At 64.5% G+C, this 19,498-nt stretch carries 19 protein-coding genes and 2 pseudogenes; 9 read left to right on the top strand and 12 right to left on the bottom strand.

Annotated features, from left to right (window positions below):
* Positions 1-46: 46 nt before the first annotated feature.
* The 5 genes from ACODT0_RS20660 to ACODT0_RS20640 all read left to right on the top strand — a co-directional run bounded on the left by ACODT0_RS20660 (position 47) and on the right by ACODT0_RS20640 (position 7,000).
* Positions 47-1,402 (top strand): TolC family protein, encoded by a 1,356-nt coding sequence (locus ACODT0_RS20660; protein ID WP_296731857.1) that lies wholly within the window; start codon positions 47-49, stop codon positions 1,400-1,402.
* Positions 1,399-3,078 carry an efflux RND transporter periplasmic adaptor subunit gene (locus ACODT0_RS20655; RefSeq protein ID WP_296731859.1) on the top strand — a complete coding sequence of 560 codons (1,680 nt, stop codon included), beginning with the start codon at positions 1,399-1,401 and terminating at the stop codon, positions 3,076-3,078. The genes ACODT0_RS20660 and ACODT0_RS20655 overlap by 4 nt, the downstream gene beginning before the upstream one ends.
* Positions 3,075-6,254 carry an efflux RND transporter permease subunit gene (locus ACODT0_RS20650; RefSeq protein ID WP_296731862.1) on the top strand — a complete coding sequence of 1,060 codons (3,180 nt, stop codon included), beginning with the start codon at positions 3,075-3,077 and terminating at the stop codon, positions 6,252-6,254. Before ACODT0_RS20655 ends, ACODT0_RS20650 begins: the two co-directional genes overlap by 4 nt.
* Positions 6,241-6,645 carry a hypothetical protein gene (locus ACODT0_RS20645; protein WP_296731864.1) on the top strand — a complete coding sequence of 135 codons (405 nt, stop codon included), beginning with the start codon at positions 6,241-6,243 and terminating at the stop codon, positions 6,643-6,645. The genes ACODT0_RS20650 and ACODT0_RS20645 overlap by 14 nt, the downstream gene beginning before the upstream one ends.
* Positions 6,646-6,706: 61 nt before the next feature.
* Positions 6,707-7,000: a hypothetical protein gene (locus ACODT0_RS20640; protein WP_296731867.1), complete on the top strand. Its 294-nt coding sequence runs from the start codon at positions 6,707-6,709 to the stop codon at positions 6,998-7,000.
* Positions 7,001-7,141: 141 nt separating this feature from the next.
* Here the strand turns inward: ACODT0_RS20640 and ACODT0_RS20635 are convergent, their stop codons facing one another.
* Both ACODT0_RS20635 and merC read right to left on the bottom strand, forming a co-directional pair.
* The gene (locus tag ACODT0_RS20635) at positions 7,142-7,378 is read right to left on the bottom strand and encodes a GDCCVxC domain-containing (seleno)protein (RefSeq protein WP_296731870.1); all 237 of its coding nucleotides are present in this window, start codon (positions 7,376-7,378) and stop codon (positions 7,142-7,144) included.
* Complete coding sequence (merC, locus tag ACODT0_RS20630) at positions 7,375-7,797, bottom strand: organomercurial transporter MerC (RefSeq protein ID WP_296731872.1); 423 nt, start codon at positions 7,795-7,797, stop codon at positions 7,375-7,377. The genes ACODT0_RS20635 and merC overlap by 4 nt, the downstream gene beginning before the upstream one ends.
* 65 nt (positions 7,798-7,862) lie before the next feature.
* Between merC and merR the strand changes: the two genes are divergently transcribed.
* The 3 genes and pseudogenes from merR (at position 7,863) to ACODT0_RS20615 (ending at position 11,467) form a co-directional block, all read left to right on the top strand.
* Positions 7,863-8,255 (top strand): mercury resistance transcriptional regulator MerR, encoded by a 393-nt coding sequence (gene merR, locus ACODT0_RS20625; protein ID WP_296731875.1) that lies wholly within the window; start codon positions 7,863-7,865, stop codon positions 8,253-8,255.
* A gap of 255 nt (positions 8,256-8,510) precedes the next feature.
* A complete protein-coding gene (locus ACODT0_RS20620) occupies positions 8,511-10,460 on the top strand; it encodes an FTR1 family protein (protein ID WP_422097416.1) in 1,950 nt (649 codons plus the stop codon).
* A gap of 208 nt (positions 10,461-10,668) precedes the next feature.
* A pseudogene (locus ACODT0_RS20615) lies at positions 10,669-11,467 on the top strand (MFS transporter).
* Between the two features lie 73 nt (positions 11,468-11,540).
* On the opposite strand, the gene ACODT0_RS20610 reads toward ACODT0_RS20615, so the two are convergent.
* The 9 genes from ACODT0_RS20610 to ACODT0_RS20570 all read right to left on the bottom strand — a co-directional run bounded on the left by ACODT0_RS20610 (position 11,541) and on the right by ACODT0_RS20570 (position 17,669).
* Positions 11,541-12,740 (bottom strand): MFS transporter, encoded by a 1,200-nt coding sequence (locus tag ACODT0_RS20610; protein WP_296731881.1) that lies wholly within the window; start codon positions 12,738-12,740, stop codon positions 11,541-11,543.
* A 16-nt stretch (positions 12,741-12,756) separates the two neighbouring features.
* Positions 12,757-13,476 (bottom strand): arsenical resistance protein ArsH, encoded by a 720-nt coding sequence (gene arsH / locus ACODT0_RS20605; protein WP_296731885.1) that lies wholly within the window; start codon positions 13,474-13,476, stop codon positions 12,757-12,759.
* On the bottom strand, positions 13,460-13,891 hold the full coding sequence (gene arsC / locus ACODT0_RS20600; protein WP_296731888.1) for an arsenate reductase (glutaredoxin): 432 nt from the start codon (positions 13,889-13,891) through the stop codon (positions 13,460-13,462). The genes arsH and arsC overlap by 17 nt, the downstream gene beginning before the upstream one ends.
* 38 nt (positions 13,892-13,929) lie before the next feature.
* Positions 13,930-15,216, bottom strand: a complete 1,287-nt coding sequence (locus ACODT0_RS20595; RefSeq protein ID WP_296731891.1) for an arsenic transporter — start codon at positions 15,214-15,216, stop codon at positions 13,930-13,932.
* A gap of 81 nt (positions 15,217-15,297) precedes the next feature.
* Positions 15,298-15,783, bottom strand: coding sequence for an arsenate reductase ArsC (locus ACODT0_RS20590; RefSeq protein WP_296731896.1), 486 nt, complete (start codon positions 15,781-15,783; stop codon positions 15,298-15,300).
* A gap of 1 nt (position 15,784) precedes the next feature.
* Positions 15,785-16,279, bottom strand: coding sequence for an arsenate reductase ArsC (locus tag ACODT0_RS20585; protein WP_296731898.1), 495 nt, complete (start codon positions 16,277-16,279; stop codon positions 15,785-15,787).
* Between the two features lie 9 nt (positions 16,280-16,288).
* On the bottom strand, positions 16,289-16,780 hold the full coding sequence (locus tag ACODT0_RS20580; protein WP_398500481.1) for an ArsI/CadI family heavy metal resistance metalloenzyme: 492 nt from the start codon (positions 16,778-16,780) through the stop codon (positions 16,289-16,291).
* Between the two features lie 57 nt (positions 16,781-16,837).
* The gene (arsN2, locus tag ACODT0_RS20575; RefSeq protein ID WP_296731905.1) at positions 16,838-17,308 is read right to left on the bottom strand and encodes an arsenic resistance N-acetyltransferase ArsN2; all 471 of its coding nucleotides are present in this window, start codon (positions 17,306-17,308) and stop codon (positions 16,838-16,840) included.
* Between the two features lie 31 nt (positions 17,309-17,339).
* The gene (locus ACODT0_RS20570; protein WP_296731908.1) at positions 17,340-17,669 is read right to left on the bottom strand and encodes an ArsR/SmtB family transcription factor; all 330 of its coding nucleotides are present in this window, start codon (positions 17,667-17,669) and stop codon (positions 17,340-17,342) included.
* A gap of 76 nt (positions 17,670-17,745) precedes the next feature.
* Between ACODT0_RS20570 and ACODT0_RS20565 the strand changes: the two genes are divergently transcribed.
* A complete protein-coding gene (locus ACODT0_RS20565; RefSeq protein ID WP_296731912.1) occupies positions 17,746-18,621 on the top strand; it encodes an EamA family transporter in 876 nt (291 codons plus the stop codon).
* A gap of 571 nt (positions 18,622-19,192) precedes the next feature.
* On the opposite strand, the pseudogene ACODT0_RS20560 reads toward ACODT0_RS20565, so the two are convergent.
* A pseudogene (locus ACODT0_RS20560) lies at positions 19,193-19,393 on the bottom strand (IS30 family transposase); the annotation flags it as partial.
* Positions 19,394-19,498: the final 105 nt, after the last annotated feature.

Raw genomic sequence — 19,498 nt, 5'->3', positions numbered from 1 at the left:
CAGCGGCCCGACACCTGCCCCACGGGGTTTGTCGTCAGGAGATCTCATGTTCACCGTTTCTTTCCCCGCCAGGCCGCACGCACGGCGCTGGCCCCGTCAGTGGGCCGTGGCGTTGGCGCTGTGCGCCGGCACCCTCGGCCTCGGCGCCCATGCGCAACAGCCTCCACAGGCGCTCACCCTCGACTCGGCGCTGCGGCTTGCCGAAGAGCGCTCGCGCCAGATCGTCGCGCAAGACGCGGCCGCCGGCGCGGCGCGCGCGATGGCCGTGGCCGCCGGCCAACTGCCCGACCCGGTGCTGAAGGCCGGCATCAGCAACCTACCGGTCAACGGCGGCGACCGTTTCAGCCTCACGCGCGATTTCATGACGATGCGCTCGATCGGGGTGATGCAGGAGTTCACCCGCTCCGACAAGCGCCAGGCTCGCGCGGCGCGCTTTGACCGTGAAGTCGATGTCGCCGAAGCGGCTCGCGCCGTGGCCTTGGCCAACCTGCGGCGCGACACCGCAACTGCCTGGCTCGATCGCTACTACCAAGGTCGGATGCGAGACCTGCTGCAAACGCAACGTGCCGAGCTGAACCTGCAGATCGAGGGCGCCGACGCTGCCTACCGTGGCGGTCGTGGCACGCAGGCCGATGTGTTCACTGCGCGCTCCGCATTGGCGCAACTGGACGACCGAATCATTGCGCAGGAGCGTCAAATCGCCACGGCTCAAACGCGCTTGGCGCGCTGGGTTGGGCCGGGCACACCCCAGCCCTCGACGGTGCTCCCGGATCTGGGCTCCGTTCGCCTGGACGCCCGCAATCTGGAGGCCCACATCGGTGAGCATCCCCAGATCGCGCTGATGGCACGGCAGGAAGCCGTAGCGCGCGCGGAGGCCGACATCGCGCAGAGCAACAAGCGCTCCGATTGGACCGTCGAGCTGATGTACAGCCAGCGTGGCCCAGCCTACTCGAACATGGTGTCGCTCAACGTGTCGATCCCACTGCAGCTCGACCAGAAGAATCGCCAGGACCGGGAACTCGCAGCCAAGCTCGCGACGGCCGAGCAGATGCAGGCCCAACGGGAAGAGGCCACCCGCGAAAGCACCGCCGAAGCACTCTCCCTGCTGCAGCAATGGCAGAGCAACCGGAAGCGGCTGGCGTTGTACGACAGCTCGCTGATTCCGCTCGCCTCCGAACGCACGCAGGCTGTACTGGCCGCCTACCGCGGCGGCGCAGGAACCCTGAGCGCCGCGCTCGAGGCGCGACGCATGGAGATCGACACGCGCATGGAACGCCTGCGCCTCGAGATGGAAACCGCTGGCCTATGGGCTCAGCTCGAATTCCTGATTCCGGCCGGCCACCCAGCACTCGCTGCCAGTGCGTCGACAACGACCGTGGACGTCAAGGAGCCTCAACAATGAAAACCCAACCCTTTTTCCTTGGATTGATCGCCGCAGCGGTCCTCGCTGCGGCCGCCCTTGGCGCGTACACCTTCGGGTTGCAGCGCGGCAGGAGCATGGCCCCGTCACCGACCGCCGACGTGAGCCCGGCGGCGTCCATGCCCACGGCGAGCGCCCCGATGGCATCGCCAGCTTCCCCCAACGAGACCGGCGAGGACGCCACCCGGCGCCACATCGCGGCAGGGCTGAAGGCTGGCGACACCGATCCAGCCAACGGCAAGAAGATCCTCTACTACCACGACCCCATGGTGCCGGGGAACAAGTTCGACAAGCCGGCGAAGTCGCCCTTCATGGACATGATGATGTCGCCCGTCTACGCAGGTGGTGACGGCGACCAGAACAGCGTGACGGTGAGTGCACGGGTGCAGCAGAATCTGGGCGTACGAACCGCTCTTGTGTCCGAGGGCAGCGTGTCGCCGCAGGTGGCCACGGTCGGCAGCATCGCCTTCAACGAGCGTGACCAGGTCATCGTGCAGGCCCGGGCGACCGGCTACGTCGAACGCCTGAACGTGCGCGCAACGCTCGATCAGGTGAAGAAAGGCCAGGCCCTGGCCGAGCTCTACGTCCCGGAATGGATCGCAGCACAGGAGGAGTTCCTGTCGGTGCAACGCATGCGCGGCACCGACCTGGCCCCGCTGGTCGACGGCGCGCGTCAACGCATGCGCCAGGTCGGCATGAGCGACGGGCAGATCGAACTCGTCGCACGCAGCGGCCGCACCCAGCCTCGCATCACGCTGGCCGCGCCAATCGGTGGCGTCGTCACTGAACTCGCCGCGCGCGAAGGCATGACGGTGAGCGCCGGCACTACGCTGTTTCGCATCAACGGCCTGGCCACCGTCTGGGCCAACGCCGAAGTCCCCGAGAGCCAGGCGGCGCTGGTTCGACTGGGCGCCAGGGTGCTGGCCAGAACGCCTGCCGCGCCTGGCGAGACCTTCGATGGAAAGGTGCAAGCCATTCTTCCCGATGTGAATCCGGCGACGCGCACCCTCAAGGCACGCATGGAACTGGCGAATCCGACCGGCAGGCTGGTGCCCGGCATGTTCGTCTCGATGAATTTCACGGATACGCGTGCCGACAAGGCGTTGCTGATCCCGACCGAGGCCGTCATCCAGACGGGCAAGCGCACGGTCGTCATGCTGGCGGAGGACAACGGTCGGTTCCGGCCGGTCGATGTCGAGATCGGCGTCGAAAGCGGTGGCCAGACCGAGATCAAGCGCGGGCTGCAGGCCGGCCAGCGTGTCGTGGTGTCCTCGCAGTTCCTGATTGACTCGGAGGCCAGTCTCAAGGGTGTCGAGGCGCGCCTGAACGCCGCGCCTACCGCGGCAGCGCCAGCAGTCGGCACCCCCGCCATAGCGGCTGCAGGGGTTCCAAAGCACTTGGGCGAAGGCAAGGTGGAAAGCATCACCGCGGACACGATGACCTTCTCGCACGGCCCGATTCCCACGATGAAGTGGGGCGCGATGACCATGGAGTTCAAGCTGCCGCCTGGCGGCGCACCGGGCAACGTGAAGGCCGGCGACCGCGCGAGCTTCGAGTTCTTCATCGACAAGGACGACCTGCCGCAACTCACCCGCGTGACGCCGGCCGCGCCTGGCGCCATGCCAGCCACGCCGTCCACGCCAGGGGTCAAGCAATGATCGCCAGGCTCATCCGCTGGTCCATCGCCAACCGGTTCCTCGTCCTGCTGGCCACCCTGATGGTCAGCGCCTGGGGCGTGTATTCAGTGCTGCGCACGCCGCTGGATGCGTTGCCCGACCTTTCGGACGTTCAGGTCATCATCCGCACCACCTACCCGGGCCAAGCGCCGCGCATTGTCGAGAACCAGATCACCTACCCGCTCACCACGACCATGCTGTCGGTGCCGGGCGCGAAGACGGTGCGCGGCTATTCGTTCTTCGGCGATTCCTTCGTCTACGTGCTGTTCGAGGACGGGACCGACCTGTACTGGGCTCGCTCGCGGGTGCTGGAGTACCTGAACCAGGTGCAGTCGCGCCTGCCCGCCGGTGCCAAGGCCTCGCTCGGGCCCGATGCCACCGGCGTCGGCTGGATCTACCAGTACGCGCTGGTCGACCGCGGCGGCACGCAGGACGCTTCCCAACTGCGCGCCCTGCAGGACTGGTTCCTCAAGTACGAACTGAAGACGGTGCCCAATGTCGCCGAGGTGGCCTCCGTGGGCGGCATGGTGCGTCAGTACCAGGTCGTGCTCGATCCCGAGAAACTGGCGGCCTACCGGATCCCGCATACCCAGGTCGTCGAGGCCATCCAGAAGGCCAACCAGGAAACCGGCGGCTCGGTGCTCGAACTCGGTGAGGCCGAATACATGGTGCGAGCCACGGGTTACCTCCAGGGCCTGGAGGACTTTCGCAAGATCCCCCTGATGACCACCGACGCCGGCGTGTCCGTACGCCTGGGCGACGTGGCCCGCATCCAGGTCGGGCCGGAGATGCGTCGCGGCATCGGCGAGCTCGACGGCGAAGGCGAAGCCGTCGGCGGCGTGATCGTGATGCGCTCGGGTAAAAATGCCTTGGAAACCATCACCGCCGTGAAAGAAAAGCTCCAGACGCTGCAGGAGAGCTTGCCCAAGGGGGTAGAGATCGTGCCGACCTACGACCGGTCCAACCTGATCGAGCGGGCGGTGCGCAACCTCGGCTTCAAGCTGCTCGAGGAATTCCTCGTCGTGGCGGTCGTGTGCTTCATCTTCCTGTTCCACCTGCGCTCCGCCTTTGTCGCGATCGTCTCGCTGCCGATCGGCATCCTGGCGGCGTTCATCGTGATGCGCTACCAGGGGGTCAATGCCAACATCATGTCGCTGGGCGGCATCGCGATCGCCATTGGCGCGATGGTTGATGCGGCGGTGGTGATGATCGAGAACGCCCACAAGCACATCGAGCAGTGGAACCACGAGCATCCCGGGCAGCGTCTGCAGGGAGAGAACCACTGGCGGGTCGTGGCCGACTCGGCGGCCGAAGTCGGGCCGGCTTTGTTCTTCTCGCTGCTCATCATCACGCTGTCGTTCATTCCTGTGTTCACGCTCGAGGCCCAGGAAGGACGCATGTTCTCTCCACTGGCCTTCACCAAGACGTATGCGATGGCGGCGGCAGCCGGGCTGGCGGTCACGCTGATCCCGGTGCTGATGGGCTACCTGATCCGCGGCAAGATCCCCGACGAGAAGACCAACCCGCTCAACCGGCTGCTGATCACGGTTTACCGGCCGCTGCTGGACGCGGTGCTGCGCTGGCCGAAGCTGACGCTGTCGGGCGCCGTGGTCGTGCTGGTCCTGAGCCTGTGGCCGCTGCAGCACATCGGCGGGGAGTTCATGCCGCGCCTGGACGAGGGCGACCTGCTCTACATGCCCTCGGCACTGCCGGGCCTCTCGGCGGGCAAGGCCGGCGAGCTACTGCAGCAGACCGACCGCCTGATCAAGACGGTCCCGGAGGTGGCCAGCGTCTACGGCAAGGCCGGGCGCGCGGAGTCGGCCACCGACCCGGCGCCGATGGAGATGTTCGAAACCACCATCCAGTTCAAGCCGCGCGAACAGTGGCGCGCCGGCATGACGCAGGACAAGTTGGTCGAGGAACTGGATCGCATCGTGAAGGTGCCGGGCCTCACCAACATTTGGGTGCCCCCGATCCGCAACCGCATCGACATGCTGGCCACCGGGATCAAGAGCCCGGTGGGCGTGAAGGTGGCGGGCACCGACCTGGCCACCATCGACCGCATCACGGGCGACATCGAGCGCGTTCTCAAGAACGTGCCGGGTGTCTCCAGCGCGTTGGCCGAACGCCTGACCGGCGGTCGCTACGTGGATGTGAACATCCAGCGCGACGCGGCGGCGCGCTTCGGCATGAACATCGCCGATGTGCAGTCGGTCATCGCCTCGGCGGTCGGCGGCGAGAACGTCGGCGAGACAGTGGAAGGGCTGCAGCGCTTTCCGATCAATGTGCGCTACCCCCGCGAGATCCGCGATTCGCTGGAGCGGTTGCGGACCTTGCCGATCGTCACCGCGCGCGGGGCGCGGCTGCTGCTCTCCGATGTCGCGGACATCCGCGTCGCCGACGGGCCTCCCATGCTGCGCAGCGAGAACGCGCGGCTGTCGGGATGGGTCTATGTGGACATCCGCGGACGCGATCTGCGCTCGGCGGTGCAGGATATGCAGCGCGCAGTCGCGAAGGACGTGAAGCTGCCGCCGGGCTACTCTGTCTCCTGGTCCGGCCAGTTCGAGTTCCTGGAGCGGGCCACCGCCAAGCTGAAGGTGGTGGTGCCGTTCACGCTGCTCATCATCTTCGTGCTGCTGTACCTGACCTTCAAGCGGTTCGACGAAGCGCTCCTGATCATGGCCGCGCTGCCGTTTGCCCTGGTCGGTGGCATCTGGCTGCTGTACCTGCTGAGCTACAACCTGTCCGTCGCGGGGGCGGTCGGGTTCATCGCGCTGGCCGGTGTGTCCGCGGAGTTCGGCGTGATCATGCTGCTGTACCTCAAGCATGCCTGGGACGACCGGGTCGACCAGGGCAAGACGAGCACGGCCGATCTGTTGGACGCGATCCGCGAAGGCGCGGTGCTGCGCGTGCGTCCGAAGGCGATGACCGTGGCTGTCATCCTGGCGGGCCTGTTTCCGATCATGTGGGGAACGGGCACCGGCTCCGAGGTGATGCAGCGAATTGCCGCGCCGATGGTGGGGGGGATGATCACAGCCCCGTTGCTGTCGATGTTCGTGATCCCCGCGGCGTACCTGTTGATGCGGCGGGCGCGCGAGCCTCGTGATCAGCACGCACCTCGCCGCACGTTCTGGAGAAGAGGCCATGGCCCGACCTGAACGCCTGCAGCAACAACGCACACCTCTCGGCGTCGCGCTGTTCCTGTATCTGTGCTTGAGTTTGCTCGGCACTGCGGCGCTGGCGTCGATGCCTGTTCTGCAGCAGGAGGTAGGGGCGGCACGCTTGCCCCCTTCGGTCGCGACGGCGCCGGTCGCGTTCGCAGCCATGGACGCCACGCCAATGCCGGCGGCCATGGATGCCATGCCCTGCGCGTTGTGCTACAGCGCCCCGGCGCCATGGCCGCACGAGGTCGGTGGTGATTGCCGCGAACATGAGGCAACGGCGTGGCCGGTGCATGTCCCGCCGCTACCTGAAGCGACTTATTTCGATCCTGGAGGTCGGCATATCCGGTTGCCTGTGCGCATCCTGTACTGCCGTTGGCTGGATTGATCGGCGACAGCGAGTGTCACAGCTCGCGTTTGTTTCCATCCATCAATTCCAGGAGTTCATCATGAAAAAGCCACTCGTCATTCTCATCGGCGCCCTGACCTTGGGTGCCGCCTTGCCTGCTCTGGCAGGGCCGGATTTCCAGGTCATCGAGCAAGGGCGCAAGGCCGCACAGGTCGCGGCCGCTGAACGCCGAGCCGACACTCTGGCCGGCAAGGGCTCGCCGAACTGTCCGCCACCGCCACTGGTGCTGCCGCTGGACCATGGCCCGCGAGCGCTGACCACCCCGGGCGAAAACCGTCAACGCCGAGCCCGCTATGAAGCCCAGTTGAGGGCGTGCAAGAACGTGTCGTCGTAGTGCCCGCGTGCGCCCAGCAGACACCTGTGTCTGCTGGGCGTAGAGGACTTCGGTGCCATTGCCGCGATCTGGGCAAGGGTCGCGACGAGCGCGAGGAGCCACGCGATCGGAGTCGCGGAAAGCAGGGATCGCGCCCCTGAGCTACGGACTGCAACATTGCTGCTGCGCCTGGACCGGCGGGCACTTCACCGAGCCGAAGGAGCAGAACACACAGCAGTCGCCGGATTTCGGGCGCAGCAAGATCTTGCAGTTCTCGCATTCGTAGAAGAACTGACAGGCGTCCACAGGCATTGCCTCACGCCTTGCGTGGCCGCAGTGGGGGCATGTCAGCACGGAGTCGAAAACGACTGCGCCGTGCTCGCCTTGTCCTTGCGTCATTGGCGCACCCTCCCACTTTCACAGCCATGTCCACTGCATCGCTTGTGCGCTGGCGACAGCAGATCCCACAGCGACACGCCGACCATCAAGGCCAACCCGGCATACAGCAGTTCAGCCGTCCACCATTGGCCGAAGAAGAGCAGCATGGCCACCAGCACCATCACCGGGCCGATCATGCCCACCAAGCCGCGATACCACTGTCGATGGCGATACCAACCGACGGCATTGGCGACCAGTGCAATGCTTGCAAACAGCGGCAGCAGCGTGGTGAGAAACAGGCCTTCGTAGCCACTGAAGATGCCAAGACCCGCCGCAGCGCCAAGGCTCGCCAAGGCCGGGAAGCATGCTGGGCACGCCGCGGCCGAGACGATGCTGCCCAGGGCTCCGGCTTTGTCGGCAAACCGTGCGATCCATTCCATTGACTGCCTCCATGTCTTTCGAAAAGCCCACAATACTTCCGTAGTCAAGTACGGAGTCAAGCGTCATGGACCAATTCAGCATCGGCGTATTCGCGCAGGCCGCCGGGGTCAACGTGGAGACCATTCGGTTCTATCAACGCAAGGGGTTGCTGCCACAGCCAGACCGGCCTTACGGCAGCATCCGTCGATACGGCCAGAAAGATGTGGCGAGAGTTCGGTTCGTGAAGTCTGCGCAGTGCCTGGGCTTCAGCCTCGAGGAGGTGGCCGGATTGCTGACGCTGGAAGATGGCACCCATTGTGGTGACGCTCGCCAACTCGGGGAGCAAAAACTTGCCGACGTGCGTGCCAAGCTGGTGGACTTGCATCGCATCGAGTCAGCCCTGGCGACTTTGGTTGACGACTGCAGCACAAGCCGCGCCAGTGTGTGCTGCCCGCTGATCGCTGCACTGCAGGAATAGCCTTGGCGGGCACCGATCGGTATCGCTGCTGACGCGCCGAGGACAGTCGTTCGCTGAGGAGCGCAAGCTTCTCGGCATGCTCTCGAGAATCCACGCCCGCTGCGGCCAAGGCCAACAACAGCTGAGAGGGGAATCTCCCGGGCCTTGCGGCCCTTTCCCCGCGCTCGCGCGGCTGCTCTGGAGTCACTTCCACCCATTTACCCAGGCAGTAATGCGAGCCCTCGTTAAAATGAGAATCAATAGCGCTACTACAACATGAAAATGCTCTCACTCTGGGCCAGGCGATTCTTGGCAATGACGGCGCTTCTTGCGCTCTGGTCGTCTTCTCTGGCCTGGGCTGCGGACTCCGCTGCGAGCGACCAAGCCAAGCAGACTTGGCAGTTGCTGGACTACCTTGCAGTCGATTACGGCGGTGCGGTGAGTGACGGTAAGGTCCAGAGTGCCAGCGAGTATGAAGAAATGAAGGAGTTTGCTGCGACGGCTGGGCAGCAGCTCGCCGCGCTGCCGAGCACGCCAGCGCTCCCAGAGCTGCAACGCCAAGCCACGGCGCTGAGCGAGCTCATCGCGGCGAAGGCGGATGCAAAGGCTGTGGCCGACAGTGCCCATTCATTGGCTGCGGCACTGGTCAAGGCGTACCCGTTCCCGCTCTCGCCATCCAAGCCGCCAGACCTCGTGCGTGCCAAGGTGCTGTTCGAGGCCAACTGCGCCGCCTGCCATGGAGCGACAGGACGGGGCGATGGACCACTGGGCGCCAAACTGACCCCACCACCAATCGCATTCACCGATCGCGATCGGGCCCGTTCGCGCAGCGTGCTTGCGCTTTATCAGGTCGTCTCTCAAGGCGTCGCCGGCACCCCGATGCCCAGTTTCGCGACGCTGCCCGATGAGGATCGGTGGGCATTGGCATTTTTCGCGGGGACGCTGTCGCACGACGACGCCATGCGCACACGCGGTGAGCAATCCTGGGGCCGGGACGCCGCCGCCAAGGCGGTTTTTCCCGACCTGGCGGCTGCTGCCACCTTGACCGAGGCTGCCTTGTCCGAGCGGATGTCTCCAGACACGGCACGTGATCTCACCGCCTACGTTCGAAGCCACCCGGAAGTCACTGTTGCAGCGAATGGTCCGGGCGGATTGGGCCTGGCCCGCACACGTCTTCAGGAGAGCCTTGCCGCAGCTCGCGCGGGTGACCAGGCCAACGCGACGCGGTTGGGCCTGTCGGCCTACCTGGATGGCTTTGAGCCGCTCGAGCCGGCATTGCGCGCGCGCAACCAGGTGCTGCTCACCGAAGTAGAAAATTCCATGCTGGCCTACCGCGGCGCGCTTGCCAGTGGCAAGTTGGAGCAAGCCGATGCTGCGGCGCAGAAGTTGGACTACCTCTTTGCGCAGGTCGATAGCGAGTTGGGGGCGGACAAGGCCGACCCACTGACCACGTTCATCGCCTCTCTCACGATCCTGCTTCGCGAAGGTGTGGAAGCGTTGCTGATCGTCGTCGGCATGGTGGCCTTCCTGAAGAAGGCCGAACGGCGCGATGTCCTGGCCTATGTTCACGGGGGGTGGATCGTCGCGCTCGCCTGTGGCGGCCTGACCTGGGCCGTGGCGACCTATTTCGTGAGTATCAGCGGTGCCAGCCGCGAGGTGACCGAAGGGGTGTCGTCGCTCTTTGCGGCCATCGTATTGCTGAGCGTTGGTCTCTGGATGCACCAGAAGAGCACCGCGGGCAAATGGCAGGCCTATTTGAAGGAAAAGCTCTCCGCAGCGATGACGGGCCGCTCGGCATGGGCGTTGTTCGCGCTTTCGTTCATTGCCGTCTACCGTGAGGTCTTCGAGACGGTCCTGTTTTATTCGGCGCTCGCTGGAGACGGCAACAACGGCGCCTTGCTTGGCGGATTGGTGGGGGGCCTGGCCGTCCTCGCAGTCATCGCATGGCTCATGCTGCGCACCAGCGCTCGCATGCCCATCGGCAAGTTCTTCAGCCTCAGCTCGATCCTGGTGGCGGTGCTCGCGGTCGTGCTCGCTGGCAAGGGGGTTGCGGGCCTCCAGGAGGCAGGGTGGCTCAGCGCCAGTCCAATCCACTGGCCCCGCATCGAGGTACTCGGGATGTATCCGTCTGCGGAGACCACCATCGCGCAGGCTGTGGTCCTGATCATTGCGCTGGCGGGCTTTGCGCTGAACTCGGTAAGGGCACGACAGCCTCGGTCAACATGAAGTAGTTGGCCGTAAGTCATCAACGCGAAGGAATTGCGCGTCGCTGCGGCCTGCGAGCACAGCGAAATGGTCGAGTTGCGCGTTTCTGGGCGCGCCAGAAAGCCCAATCGGATGCCCCGGTCAGCTGATTGCAACGGGAAGGTTGCGGCGCTGACCCGATGCGCAGCCAGAATGCGCTGTATTTCTACGCACACTCGAGAAGATCCACATGGCAACTCGCGACGATCTCCCGATCCTGCGTCAGATCCCGAGCGGTGTCTGGGTCCTGGGGTTCGTTGGCATGCTCATGGACATTTCCTCGGAAATGATCCACAGCCTGCTGCCGCTGTTCATGGTCTCCACCCTCGGGGCCAGCGCTTTCGCGGTCGGACTGATCGAAGGGCTCGCTGAGGCTACTGCGCTGATCGTCAAGGTCTTCTCGGGAACGCTGAGCGACTATCTCGGCAAGCGCAAGGGTCTGGCCATGTTCGGCTACGCACTGGGCGCACTGACCAAGCCGCTCTTCGCGCTCGCCCCACCCTGGGCATCGTGCTGACGGCACGGCTGCTGGACCGGGTCGGCAAGGGGATTCGCGGGGCGCCCCGCGATGCGCTGGTCGCCGACATCGCGCCGGCGCACCTGCGCGGTGCGGCTTTCGGCCTGCGCCAGTCGATCGACACCCTCGGGGCCTTCCTCGGGCCGCTGCTGGCCGTCGGCTTGATGCTGCTCTGGGCCAACGATTTCAGGGCCGTGTTCTGGGTCGCGGTGGTCCCCGGAGCGTCGCGCTCTGGGGCGTTCACATGGGCATGACGCAAGGCCTGCTGACCGCCATGGTGGCGGACACCGCGCCCGCCGACCTGCGCGGCACCGCCTACGGGTTTTTTAACCTGGTCAGCGGCCTTGCCATGTTGGCCGCCAGCGTGATCGCCGGCCTGCTGTGGGACCGACTCGGCGCATCTGTCACCTTCCACGCCGGCGCGGCCTTTTGCACGATGGCGCTTGCTGGGCTGGCGTGGCATCGCCGATAGGCAAGTGGGGACAGCGAACAGGCGCTGATGGCTGTGCCATGAAGAGGGAATTCCGACTTCCGAAATGCTGATTTCAGCAAGACTCGGGCGCGAGAGCGGTCTTTTTCATATCAGCAGTCATGATCACCAGCGCAAGACAAGCGGACACGCCAAGCATGGCGGAGAACCACAACGCACCATCTCCCCACCGTTCCACGGCCATACCAAACAGGAACGGCGCCCCAGCCTGGACGATGCGCGCCGGCACCATGAGGAATCCCTGACGCTGTCCGTAACCCTTCGCGCCGAAGATCAGGAGCGGCAGCGTCCCGATGGCGATGGTCAGGATGCCGTTGCCTAGGCCATGCAGCACGGCAAAGGCTGCTGCTGCCGATGTGCCAAGCAGACCGAGACAGAGCGCGCCCAGTGGATGAGCCAGCGTGGCCAACCAGGCCGAGAGCAGCGGATGCGCGCGCTTCAAAAAGGTGAACTCGATCACTCGTCCCGCCACCTGGGCCGGCCCGACCATGGCGGCGATGCCAACGGCCGCGGCCAGGCTGGCTCCGCTGGCCAGCAGGAGTTCCGGCAAGTGGGCGGCCATCGCCGTGCTGATGAACCAGGTGACGGCAAAGACATAGGCCATCAGGATCGCCGCCCGGCGCTGCTGCGCCGGGGACAATCCGGCGCCAGGTTCTTTTCCTGCGCCAGTTGCCTCCTTCGACGCCTGATTCGCACGAGCGACTCGTGGCAGCAGCACGTTGAGAGGAAGTCCAATCACCAAATGCAATGCCGCCCATGCAAGGCACGCGCCGCGCCAGCCTACGGCGTTTTCCAGATAGGCCGACAAGGGCCACCCGACGGTGCTCGCAAAGCCTGCGAACAGTGTGATGCCGGTGATTGATCTCCGCGCATCTTTGCCATGCAGGCGTACCACGGTAGCGAACGCGGCCTCATAGAGTCCGCTCCCCATGGCCAGGCCCATCAACGCCCAGGCGACGAACACATGGCTGGCATGCGTGGCCTGACTCAGTGCAGCCAGCCCCGAGGCGAACACCAGGTTGCTGGCGATGAGCACCGGGCGTCCGCCCAGGCGATCGATGAGTCGACCGGCATACGGCCCGGTGGCTGCAGCGACCAGCAGTGCTACCGAGAAAGCACCAAAGACCGTGGATGTAGAGGTCCCGGTGTCTGCGCCGATGGCGCTGGCCAGCACCGCAGGCAGGTAGTACGACGAGGCCCAGGCCAAAGTCTGAGCCACGCCCAACATCACTGTGGTTGTCGTCCTGCTTTGCACGCTGGATTCGCCTCTCTCAGATGCTTCGCAGGTTGACCCGCTTCGAGAGGGCCTCTGCGCTCTCGCGCCGCTCGCTGTATCGGTCGACCAAATACTCCGCGCAGTCGCGCGTGAGCAGCGTGAACTTGATCAGTTCCTCCATCACGTCGACCACCCGCTCGTAATACGGCGAGGGCTTCATCCGGCCGGACTCGTCGAATTCCAGGAAGGCCTTGGCCACCGACGACTGGTTGGGGATCGTGATCATGCGCATCCACCGGCCCAGCACGCGCAGCTGGTTCACGGCGTTGAACGACTGTGATCCGCCCGAGACTTCCATGACCGCGAGCGTCTTACCTTGTGTTGGCCGCACCGAACCGACGGACAACGGGATCCAGTCGATCTGCGACTTCATGATGCCGGTCATCGCGCCATGGCGTTCCGGCGAGCACCACACCATGCCTTCGGCCCACTGCGCCAGATCACGCAGCTCCTTCACCTTCGGGTGGTCTTCGGGCGCGCCGTCGGGCAGTGGCAGACCGCGTGGATCGAAGATGCGCGTTTCCGCTCCCATCTTGCGCAGCAAACGAGCGGCTTCTTCGGTCAGCAGCCGGCTATAGGAGCGCTCGCGGACCGAGCCATACAGCAGCAGGATGCGAGGCGCGTGCGTGGCCCGCTCGGATGGCAGCAGGCGCTGCAGATTCGGCTCTCGGAAGACCTCTAGATCGAGATTGGGGAGTTCAGGACTTAGCGACACGTTGGCCTTTCTCGTCGATCACGGCTTCGCCGTCCTCCTTCGTGAAGGCGCCAAGTTGCGGACGCCGCAGGATGTCCAGCACCACTTCGGACGGGCGGCACAGGTGTGTCGCCAACGGCGTGACCACGATCGGGCGATTGATAAGGATCGGGTGCTGCAGCATGAAGTCGATCAATTGGTCGTCGGTCCACTTCGGATCGCCCAGGCCTAGCTCGTCGTAGGGCGTGCCCTTCTGGCGCAGCAGGCTGCGCACAGGGGTGCCCATGGCGGCGATCAGCTGCACCAGCTTCTCGCGGTCGGGCGGGGTCTTCAGGTATTCGATGACCGTGGGTTCTTCGCCCGTGTTACGGATCAGTGCGAGCACGTTCCTGGAAGTGCCGCAGGCGGGGTTGTGATAGATGGTGATGTCGCTCATGAATTCGCTTGCAAACTTGAAGGTGATAGGGTCAGGTCTCAGCTGGCGCTCAGTCGCAATGCCAGCGCGGCCAGTGTGACGGCCAATACGGGCAGCGTCATCACGATGCCGACCTTGAAGTAGTAGCCCCAGGCGATGGTCGTGCCTTTCTTCTGGAGCACATGCAGCCACAGCAGCGTGGCCAGGCTGCCAATGGGCGTGATCTTCGGGCCCAAGTCACAACCGATCACGTTGGCGTAGATCATCGCCTCCTTGACCAGGCCCGACGCACTCGACCCATCGATGGACAGTGCGCCCACCAGTACGGTTGGCATGTTGTTCATGATGGACGACAGGCCCGCCGTCAGAAAGCCGGTGCCCATGGCCGCGCCCCAGACGCCGCTCTGCGCGAACACGTTGAGCAGCGACGAGATCTGGCCGGTCAGCCCGGCGTTGCGCAGGCCGTAGACCACCAGGTACATGCCGAGCGAGAAGATCACGATCTGCCAAGGCGCACCATGCAGCACCTTGCGCGTGCTGATGACATGACCACGCGCGGCGACTGCAAGAAGGATGGCTGCGCCCACGGCAGCAACCGCGCTGACCGGCACACCCAGCGGCTCCAGTGCGAAGAAGCCGATGAGCAGCAGCACCAGCACGATCCAGCCGGCCCGGAAGGTGGCGGGGTCCCTAATGGCTTCCACCGGATTCTTGAGCTGTGCCACGTCATAGGTCGCCGGAATGTCCCGACGGAAATAGAGCATCAGCACCACCAAGCTGGCCGCCACGGCGGCGAGGTTCACCGGGACCATCACGCCAGCGTATTCATTGAACCCGATCTTGAAGAAGTCGGCCGACACGATGTTCACGAGATTCGAGACGATCAGCGGCAGGCTGGCGGTATCGGCGATGAAGCCGGCTGCCATCACGAAGGCCAGCGTTGTGGCCGGCGTGAAGCCGAGGGCGACGAGCATGGCCATCACGATCGGCGTGAGGATGAGCGCCGCGCCGTCGTTGGCGAAGAGGGCCGAGACGGCCGCGCCCAGCAGGACGATGAAGGCGAAGAGACGGCGGCCGTTGCCGCGCCCCCATCGCGCCACGTGCAAGGCCGCCCACTCGAAGAAACCTGCCTCGTCCAATAGCAGGCTGATGATGATGACGGCAATGAAGGTTGCCGTGGCATTCCAGACGATGCCCCAGACGACCGGGATGTCCGCTAGGTGGACCACGCCGAAGATCAGCGCGATCACGGCGCCCAGCGAGGCACTCCACCCGATGCCCAGGCCGCGCGGCTGCCAGATGACTAGCACGAGTGTGAAGATGAAGATGAGGATGGCCGCGAGCATGGGGACGAAGTTGAAAGGGTGGATGAGGTACGCACAGGGGCGCTCGGCCTGGTCTTCAGGCCAAACGCTCCGACGAGGGCATCAGAGGGTTTCGAGCAACGTGCGCAATTGCGCGTCGTTCAGGGTTTCGAACGGCACGTTTGCCAGCGTGTGCATGCGCTCGCCGATGACCTGGCGGGTCGATTCGAAAGCCGCGCGTTTGTCGTCGGGCGTTGTCCCGACGTTCGACGGGTCCGGATAGCCCCAGTGAACCTGCACCGGCGAGCCGGGCCAGTAGGGGCAGGTCTCCTGTGCCGCGCTGTCGCACACGGTGATCACCACGCGCATCGTCGGTGCATCGGGCTTGGAGAACTCATCCCAGCTCTTGCTGCGGTAGCTCGACGTGTCGATGCCCGCACGCTCGAGGACCTCGACGGCCATCGGATTGATACGGCCGCTGGGCGTACTGCCGGCGCTGTACGCGCGCGCGTCGATACCCAGCGTCTGGGCCCAGTGGTTGAACATGCCCTCGCCCAGGACGCTGCGCGCCGAGTTGTGGGTACAGAGGATCAGGACGTTCGTCGTCATGTCAGCGGGTTCCGATATCGCGCACTTCGCGCTGGATGGCGAGGGTTTCGAGCTTGGCAAGCGGCAGCGAGAGCAGGAATTCGATCCTGCGCTTGAGCGTGACGGCGGCATCCATGAAGGCGCGATGCCGGACATCGTCCGAGCCCTCGACGGCCGCCGGGTCGGGCAGGCCCCAGTGCGCGGTGATCGGTTGCCCCGGCCAGACGGGACAGACCTCGCCGGCGGCCTGGTCGCACACAGTGATCACGAAGTCCATGTGCACAGCACCGTCCTTGGCGTACTCTCCCCAGCTCTTGCTGCGGTAGCCGGTGTCCCGGTAGCGCAACTGACGCAGTGTGGAAAGCGCCAACGGATTGACGGCTCCCTTGGGATGGCTGCCGGCCGAATAGGCGACGAAGCGCTCTGAGCCCAGTTGATCGAGGATGCCCTCAGCCAGGATGGATCGGGCGGAGTTGCCCGTGCAGATGAACAGGACGTTGTGTTTTCGTTCGGTCATAAGAAGCTTTCAGCAGCAGGCTTTATTCGTGGCGACCACCACGGGGATGGACTTGAGGCCAGCAGGCCCAGCGCAACACGCACTTGCAGGCTCTGCGCCGCCAGGGGAGGCGCCTTCCCCGCGGCTCTGGCCGTACACCACGGCGGTTTCAAGGGTGCGGTAATGCTCCCAGGCAATACCTTGCGGATCGGTGACCCAGTGCTTGTCGCTCTTCGCATAGCAGCAGACGGTTTCCCCTTCATCGAAGATCGTCCGGTCGGCGAACTGGGCACGGACCTTGAGTTCAGCCAACTCGTCTTCGTCGTCGGCCTGGATCCCGAGGTGGTCGATGCCCGTGCCGTGACCGACGGTCGAGATGGCGAAGTTGACACGGGGGTCTTCCAGCATCCATTTCGCATAGTCTCGCTCGACGCGCGCGGGTTCCGCCGCAAAGAGGCGGGAGTAAAAGACGATGCTCTTGCTCAGGTCATCGACGTGCAGGTGAACATGGAAACGCTTCATGGTCGGTTCTCCTTGAGGGGGTAAGGGACAGGGCGGTGTGTGGTGGTGGCCCAAGGCTTAGGCCGAGATAGACGATCTCGTGGGAAGCGCGAGCTCGCGAAACATGCAGGTTGCTGAATCGGGGCAAACGCTGGCGAACTCCGCAGTCAAACGAATCGCCTCTGGGACGTCGGTTCTGGGACGCAGGCGATAGCCTCGCATGGCGAAGAAAGCAGCCGCAGTGGTCGTAAGCAGGAAGAGCTCCTGGATGCCTGCGGCTGCCGCGTGGGCCTGCAGGGCAAGCAGCAATGCATCCCCGTGTCCAGAGCCTCGGTGGGCCGGTGCGACCGCGAGGGATCGCAGCAGACCGGCGCTGCTCGCTCGCTCGACACCGACGCAGCCCACTAGGCCTTGCGCACCATCTGCGGGACGCAGTACAAGGAAGTCGCGAACGGCATCCGGCGTCAGATCGTCGTGGGGCAGGCCGCAAAGCTGCAGCAGCGCACGAATCTGCGCGAAGTCGCTGCTGGTGGCTGATTCGGGGTGCATGGCGACGTGACCTTCGTGACGGCGGCGGCGCTCAGCACGCGCAGGAGTTTTCGCCTTCTGCTTCCGTCAGGCAGGCCTGCCCCTGACAGCAGTTCTCCGTGAGGTAGGCCAGCAGCGCATTCATCTGGTCGAACGAAGCGCGGTAGATGAGATGCCGTCCCTGGCGCTCCTGGGAAATCAGGCCCGCGTTGGCCAATTCCTTGAGGTGGAACGAGAGACTTGTTGCGGGTACGCCGAGCGCCTCGGTCAGTGCTCCCGGCGTCATACCTTCCGGGCCTGCCACGACCAGCGTGCGGAACACACGCAGGCGGACTGCTTGCGCCAGAGCCATCAAGGAGCGGACAACAGTAGTTTCTTCCATAATTCGAGTATCGTTGAATAATTGAATCTGTGCAAGTCACCGACTCCAAGGCGAGCCGGCACCAGGAGATCCACACATGCGGCCCTTCCACATGCTTCTTGCCATCCTGGTCGCTGTGATCTGGGGGGTGGCGTTTGTCGTCAGCAAGATCGGCCTGGAGAGCTTCACGCCACCGCAATTGACCGCACTACGCTTCCTGGTGGCCGCCGTGGGCGTGTTCTGGTTGCCGCGGCCAGCGGTTTCATGGAAAGCGGTACTGTTCATCGGCCTCAGCGTCTTCACCGGCCAATTCCTGCTGCAGTTCTTCGGGATCGCGCTTGGAATGCCCGCCGGGCTCACCGCCTTCGTGGTGCAGAGCCAGGCGCTCTTCACGGTCGTGTTCGCGGCGATGATGTTTGGGGACCGCCCCACCAGCCAGCAAGCCATCGGCATGGGCGTGGCTCTCGTCGGGTTGTTTGTGATCAGCCTGACGCTCAACGGCAACGTGCCCATGCTCGCCTTCGCTCTGACGCTCGCATCCGCGCTGAGTTGGGCCAGCGGTAACTTGGTGATCAAGCGACTCCCTAAGGTCAATATGCTGCACCTCATGGGGTGGGCCAGCCTGGTTCCTCCTGTTCCCGCACTGCTACTGTCGTTCGCGCAGGACGGACCAGGAGCGCTCTTGCACGCGGTAGCGCATGCGTCGATGTGGGGTCTTCTGGCGCCGGTCTACCTCGGACTGCTGGCGACTGTGCTGGCGTACGCTATTTGGGGCAATCTATTGCAGCGCTACTCAACTGGCACGGTCGCTCCCTATGCCTTGCTGGCACCCGCCGTAGGCTTGAGCATGTCCTCGCTGGTCTACGGCGAGCGCTTCAATGCGATTCGACTGGCGGGAATGATTCTTCTGCTCACGGGCGTAGCGATCACTGCAGGCCTGCTCAATCGTTGGCGCCGTACCAGCATTGGGTAGCAATAAGAGCGAACCAGTCGAGCTGCTCGAGGTCCCCCCGCGACTGCGGTCGCGGCAGCCAGCACTTTCTGGATCGTGCGGGTAGATGATTGGATGTCACTCATAGCTCGACCACGAGTTCGGGGTTGAACTGCGTGTTCTCCAGGCCGCGGTCATGCCGCAAGTACCCACGGGGATTGCACACCACCCGGCAGTTACCGGCTTGATAATCGAAGCTCTCGTGGATGTGGCCGTGAATCCAGAGTGAGGGCACCTCGAAGAAATAGCCCGGAAGCTCGCTCACGAAGGCGCCGGACAGCCAGTTGGCCTGGTAGTGCGATGCGAGCGATCCGCGGTGCGGTGCATGGTGGGTCACGACTACCGTCGGCCCGTCGAAGGGATCTGCCAACTTCGCCGCCAGCCAAGCACGGGCACGCTGGTGCAGCGCTCCCGTGTCCTCGGGCGTCAGTCGGCGCTTCCTCGGCTTGACGTGCGCCACGGCCTGATCGACAGACTCTGTTGTCTCCGCCCATCGGATCGATGAGTAGTCGTTGAGTTGCAGCTTGGCGACTTTCGTCGCACGCTCCATCGCCGTCTTCTGTGTAGAGGAACGAGAGCGTCGCATGCCTCGCGTGCGTCTAAGGTGCTCCAGAAGTTCCTTCTTCAGGGCGCCACGAGCTTGAATGAAAAGACTGCGGTAAACGGTCTCGTGTGACACATGAAGGCTCGGGTCGTTCGGATAAGTATGCTTGAGCCAGCCGGCAATCTGCTCTGGCGACCACAGCATTCGAAGATCCTTTCTGCGCCGCAGTCGTTGCCTCTTCGCTCCAACAGGACTCGAATGGTAAGCGTCCGGGCAACCCATCTTGATTCCTGTCGGCGGGCCTAGGAGCATCGT

The sequence above is a fragment of the Variovorax sp. FG153 genome (assembly GCF_057809595.1).
Note: the sequence above shows the minus strand (reverse complement) of the source record. Positions and strands in the feature narration are given on the sequence as shown.

Bases quoted from the DNA above. Each gene is read 5' to 3' on its own strand.
- ACODT0_RS20565 (WP_296731912.1), top strand. From the start codon at position 17,746: ATGCGGCCCTTCCACATGCTTCTTGCCATCCTGGTCGCTGTGATCTGG.
- arsC (WP_296731888.1), bottom strand. From the start codon at position 13,891: ATGAGCGACATCACCATCTATCACAACCCCGCCTGCGGCACTTCCAGG.
- merR (WP_296731875.1), top strand. From the start codon at position 7,863: ATGGACCAATTCAGCATCGGCGTATTCGCGCAGGCCGCCGGGGTCAAC.
- ACODT0_RS20590 (WP_296731896.1), bottom strand. From the start codon at position 15,783: ATGACGACGAACGTCCTGATCCTCTGTACCCACAACTCGGCGCGCAGC.
- ACODT0_RS20660 (WP_296731857.1), top strand. From the start codon at position 47: ATGTTCACCGTTTCTTTCCCCGCCAGGCCGCACGCACGGCGCTGGCCC.
- ACODT0_RS20570 (WP_296731908.1), bottom strand. From the start codon at position 17,669: ATGGAAGAAACTACTGTTGTCCGCTCCTTGATGGCTCTGGCGCAAGCA.
- arsN2 (WP_296731905.1), bottom strand. From the start codon at position 17,308: ATGCACCCCGAATCAGCCACCAGCAGCGACTTCGCGCAGATTCGTGCG.
- ACODT0_RS20640 (WP_296731867.1), top strand. From the start codon at position 6,707: ATGAAAAAGCCACTCGTCATTCTCATCGGCGCCCTGACCTTGGGTGCC.
- merC (WP_296731872.1), bottom strand. From the start codon at position 7,797: ATGGAATGGATCGCACGGTTTGCCGACAAAGCCGGAGCCCTGGGCAGC.
- ACODT0_RS20650 (WP_296731862.1), top strand. From the start codon at position 3,075: ATGATCGCCAGGCTCATCCGCTGGTCCATCGCCAACCGGTTCCTCGTC.
- ACODT0_RS20585 (WP_296731898.1), bottom strand. From the start codon at position 16,279: ATGACCGAACGAAAACACAACGTCCTGTTCATCTGCACGGGCAACTCC.
- ACODT0_RS20635 (WP_296731870.1), bottom strand. From the start codon at position 7,378: ATGACGCAAGGACAAGGCGAGCACGGCGCAGTCGTTTTCGACTCCGTG.
- ACODT0_RS20655 (WP_296731859.1), top strand. From the start codon at position 1,399: ATGAAAACCCAACCCTTTTTCCTTGGATTGATCGCCGCAGCGGTCCTC.
- ACODT0_RS20645 (WP_296731864.1), top strand. From the start codon at position 6,241: ATGGCCCGACCTGAACGCCTGCAGCAACAACGCACACCTCTCGGCGTC.
- ACODT0_RS20620 (WP_422097416.1), top strand. From the start codon at position 8,511: ATGAAAATGCTCTCACTCTGGGCCAGGCGATTCTTGGCAATGACGGCG.
- ACODT0_RS20595 (WP_296731891.1), bottom strand. From the start codon at position 15,216: ATGCTCGCGGCCATCCTCATCTTCATCTTCACACTCGTGCTAGTCATC.
- ACODT0_RS20580 (WP_398500481.1), bottom strand. From the start codon at position 16,780: ATGAAGCGTTTCCATGTTCACCTGCACGTCGATGACCTGAGCAAGAGC.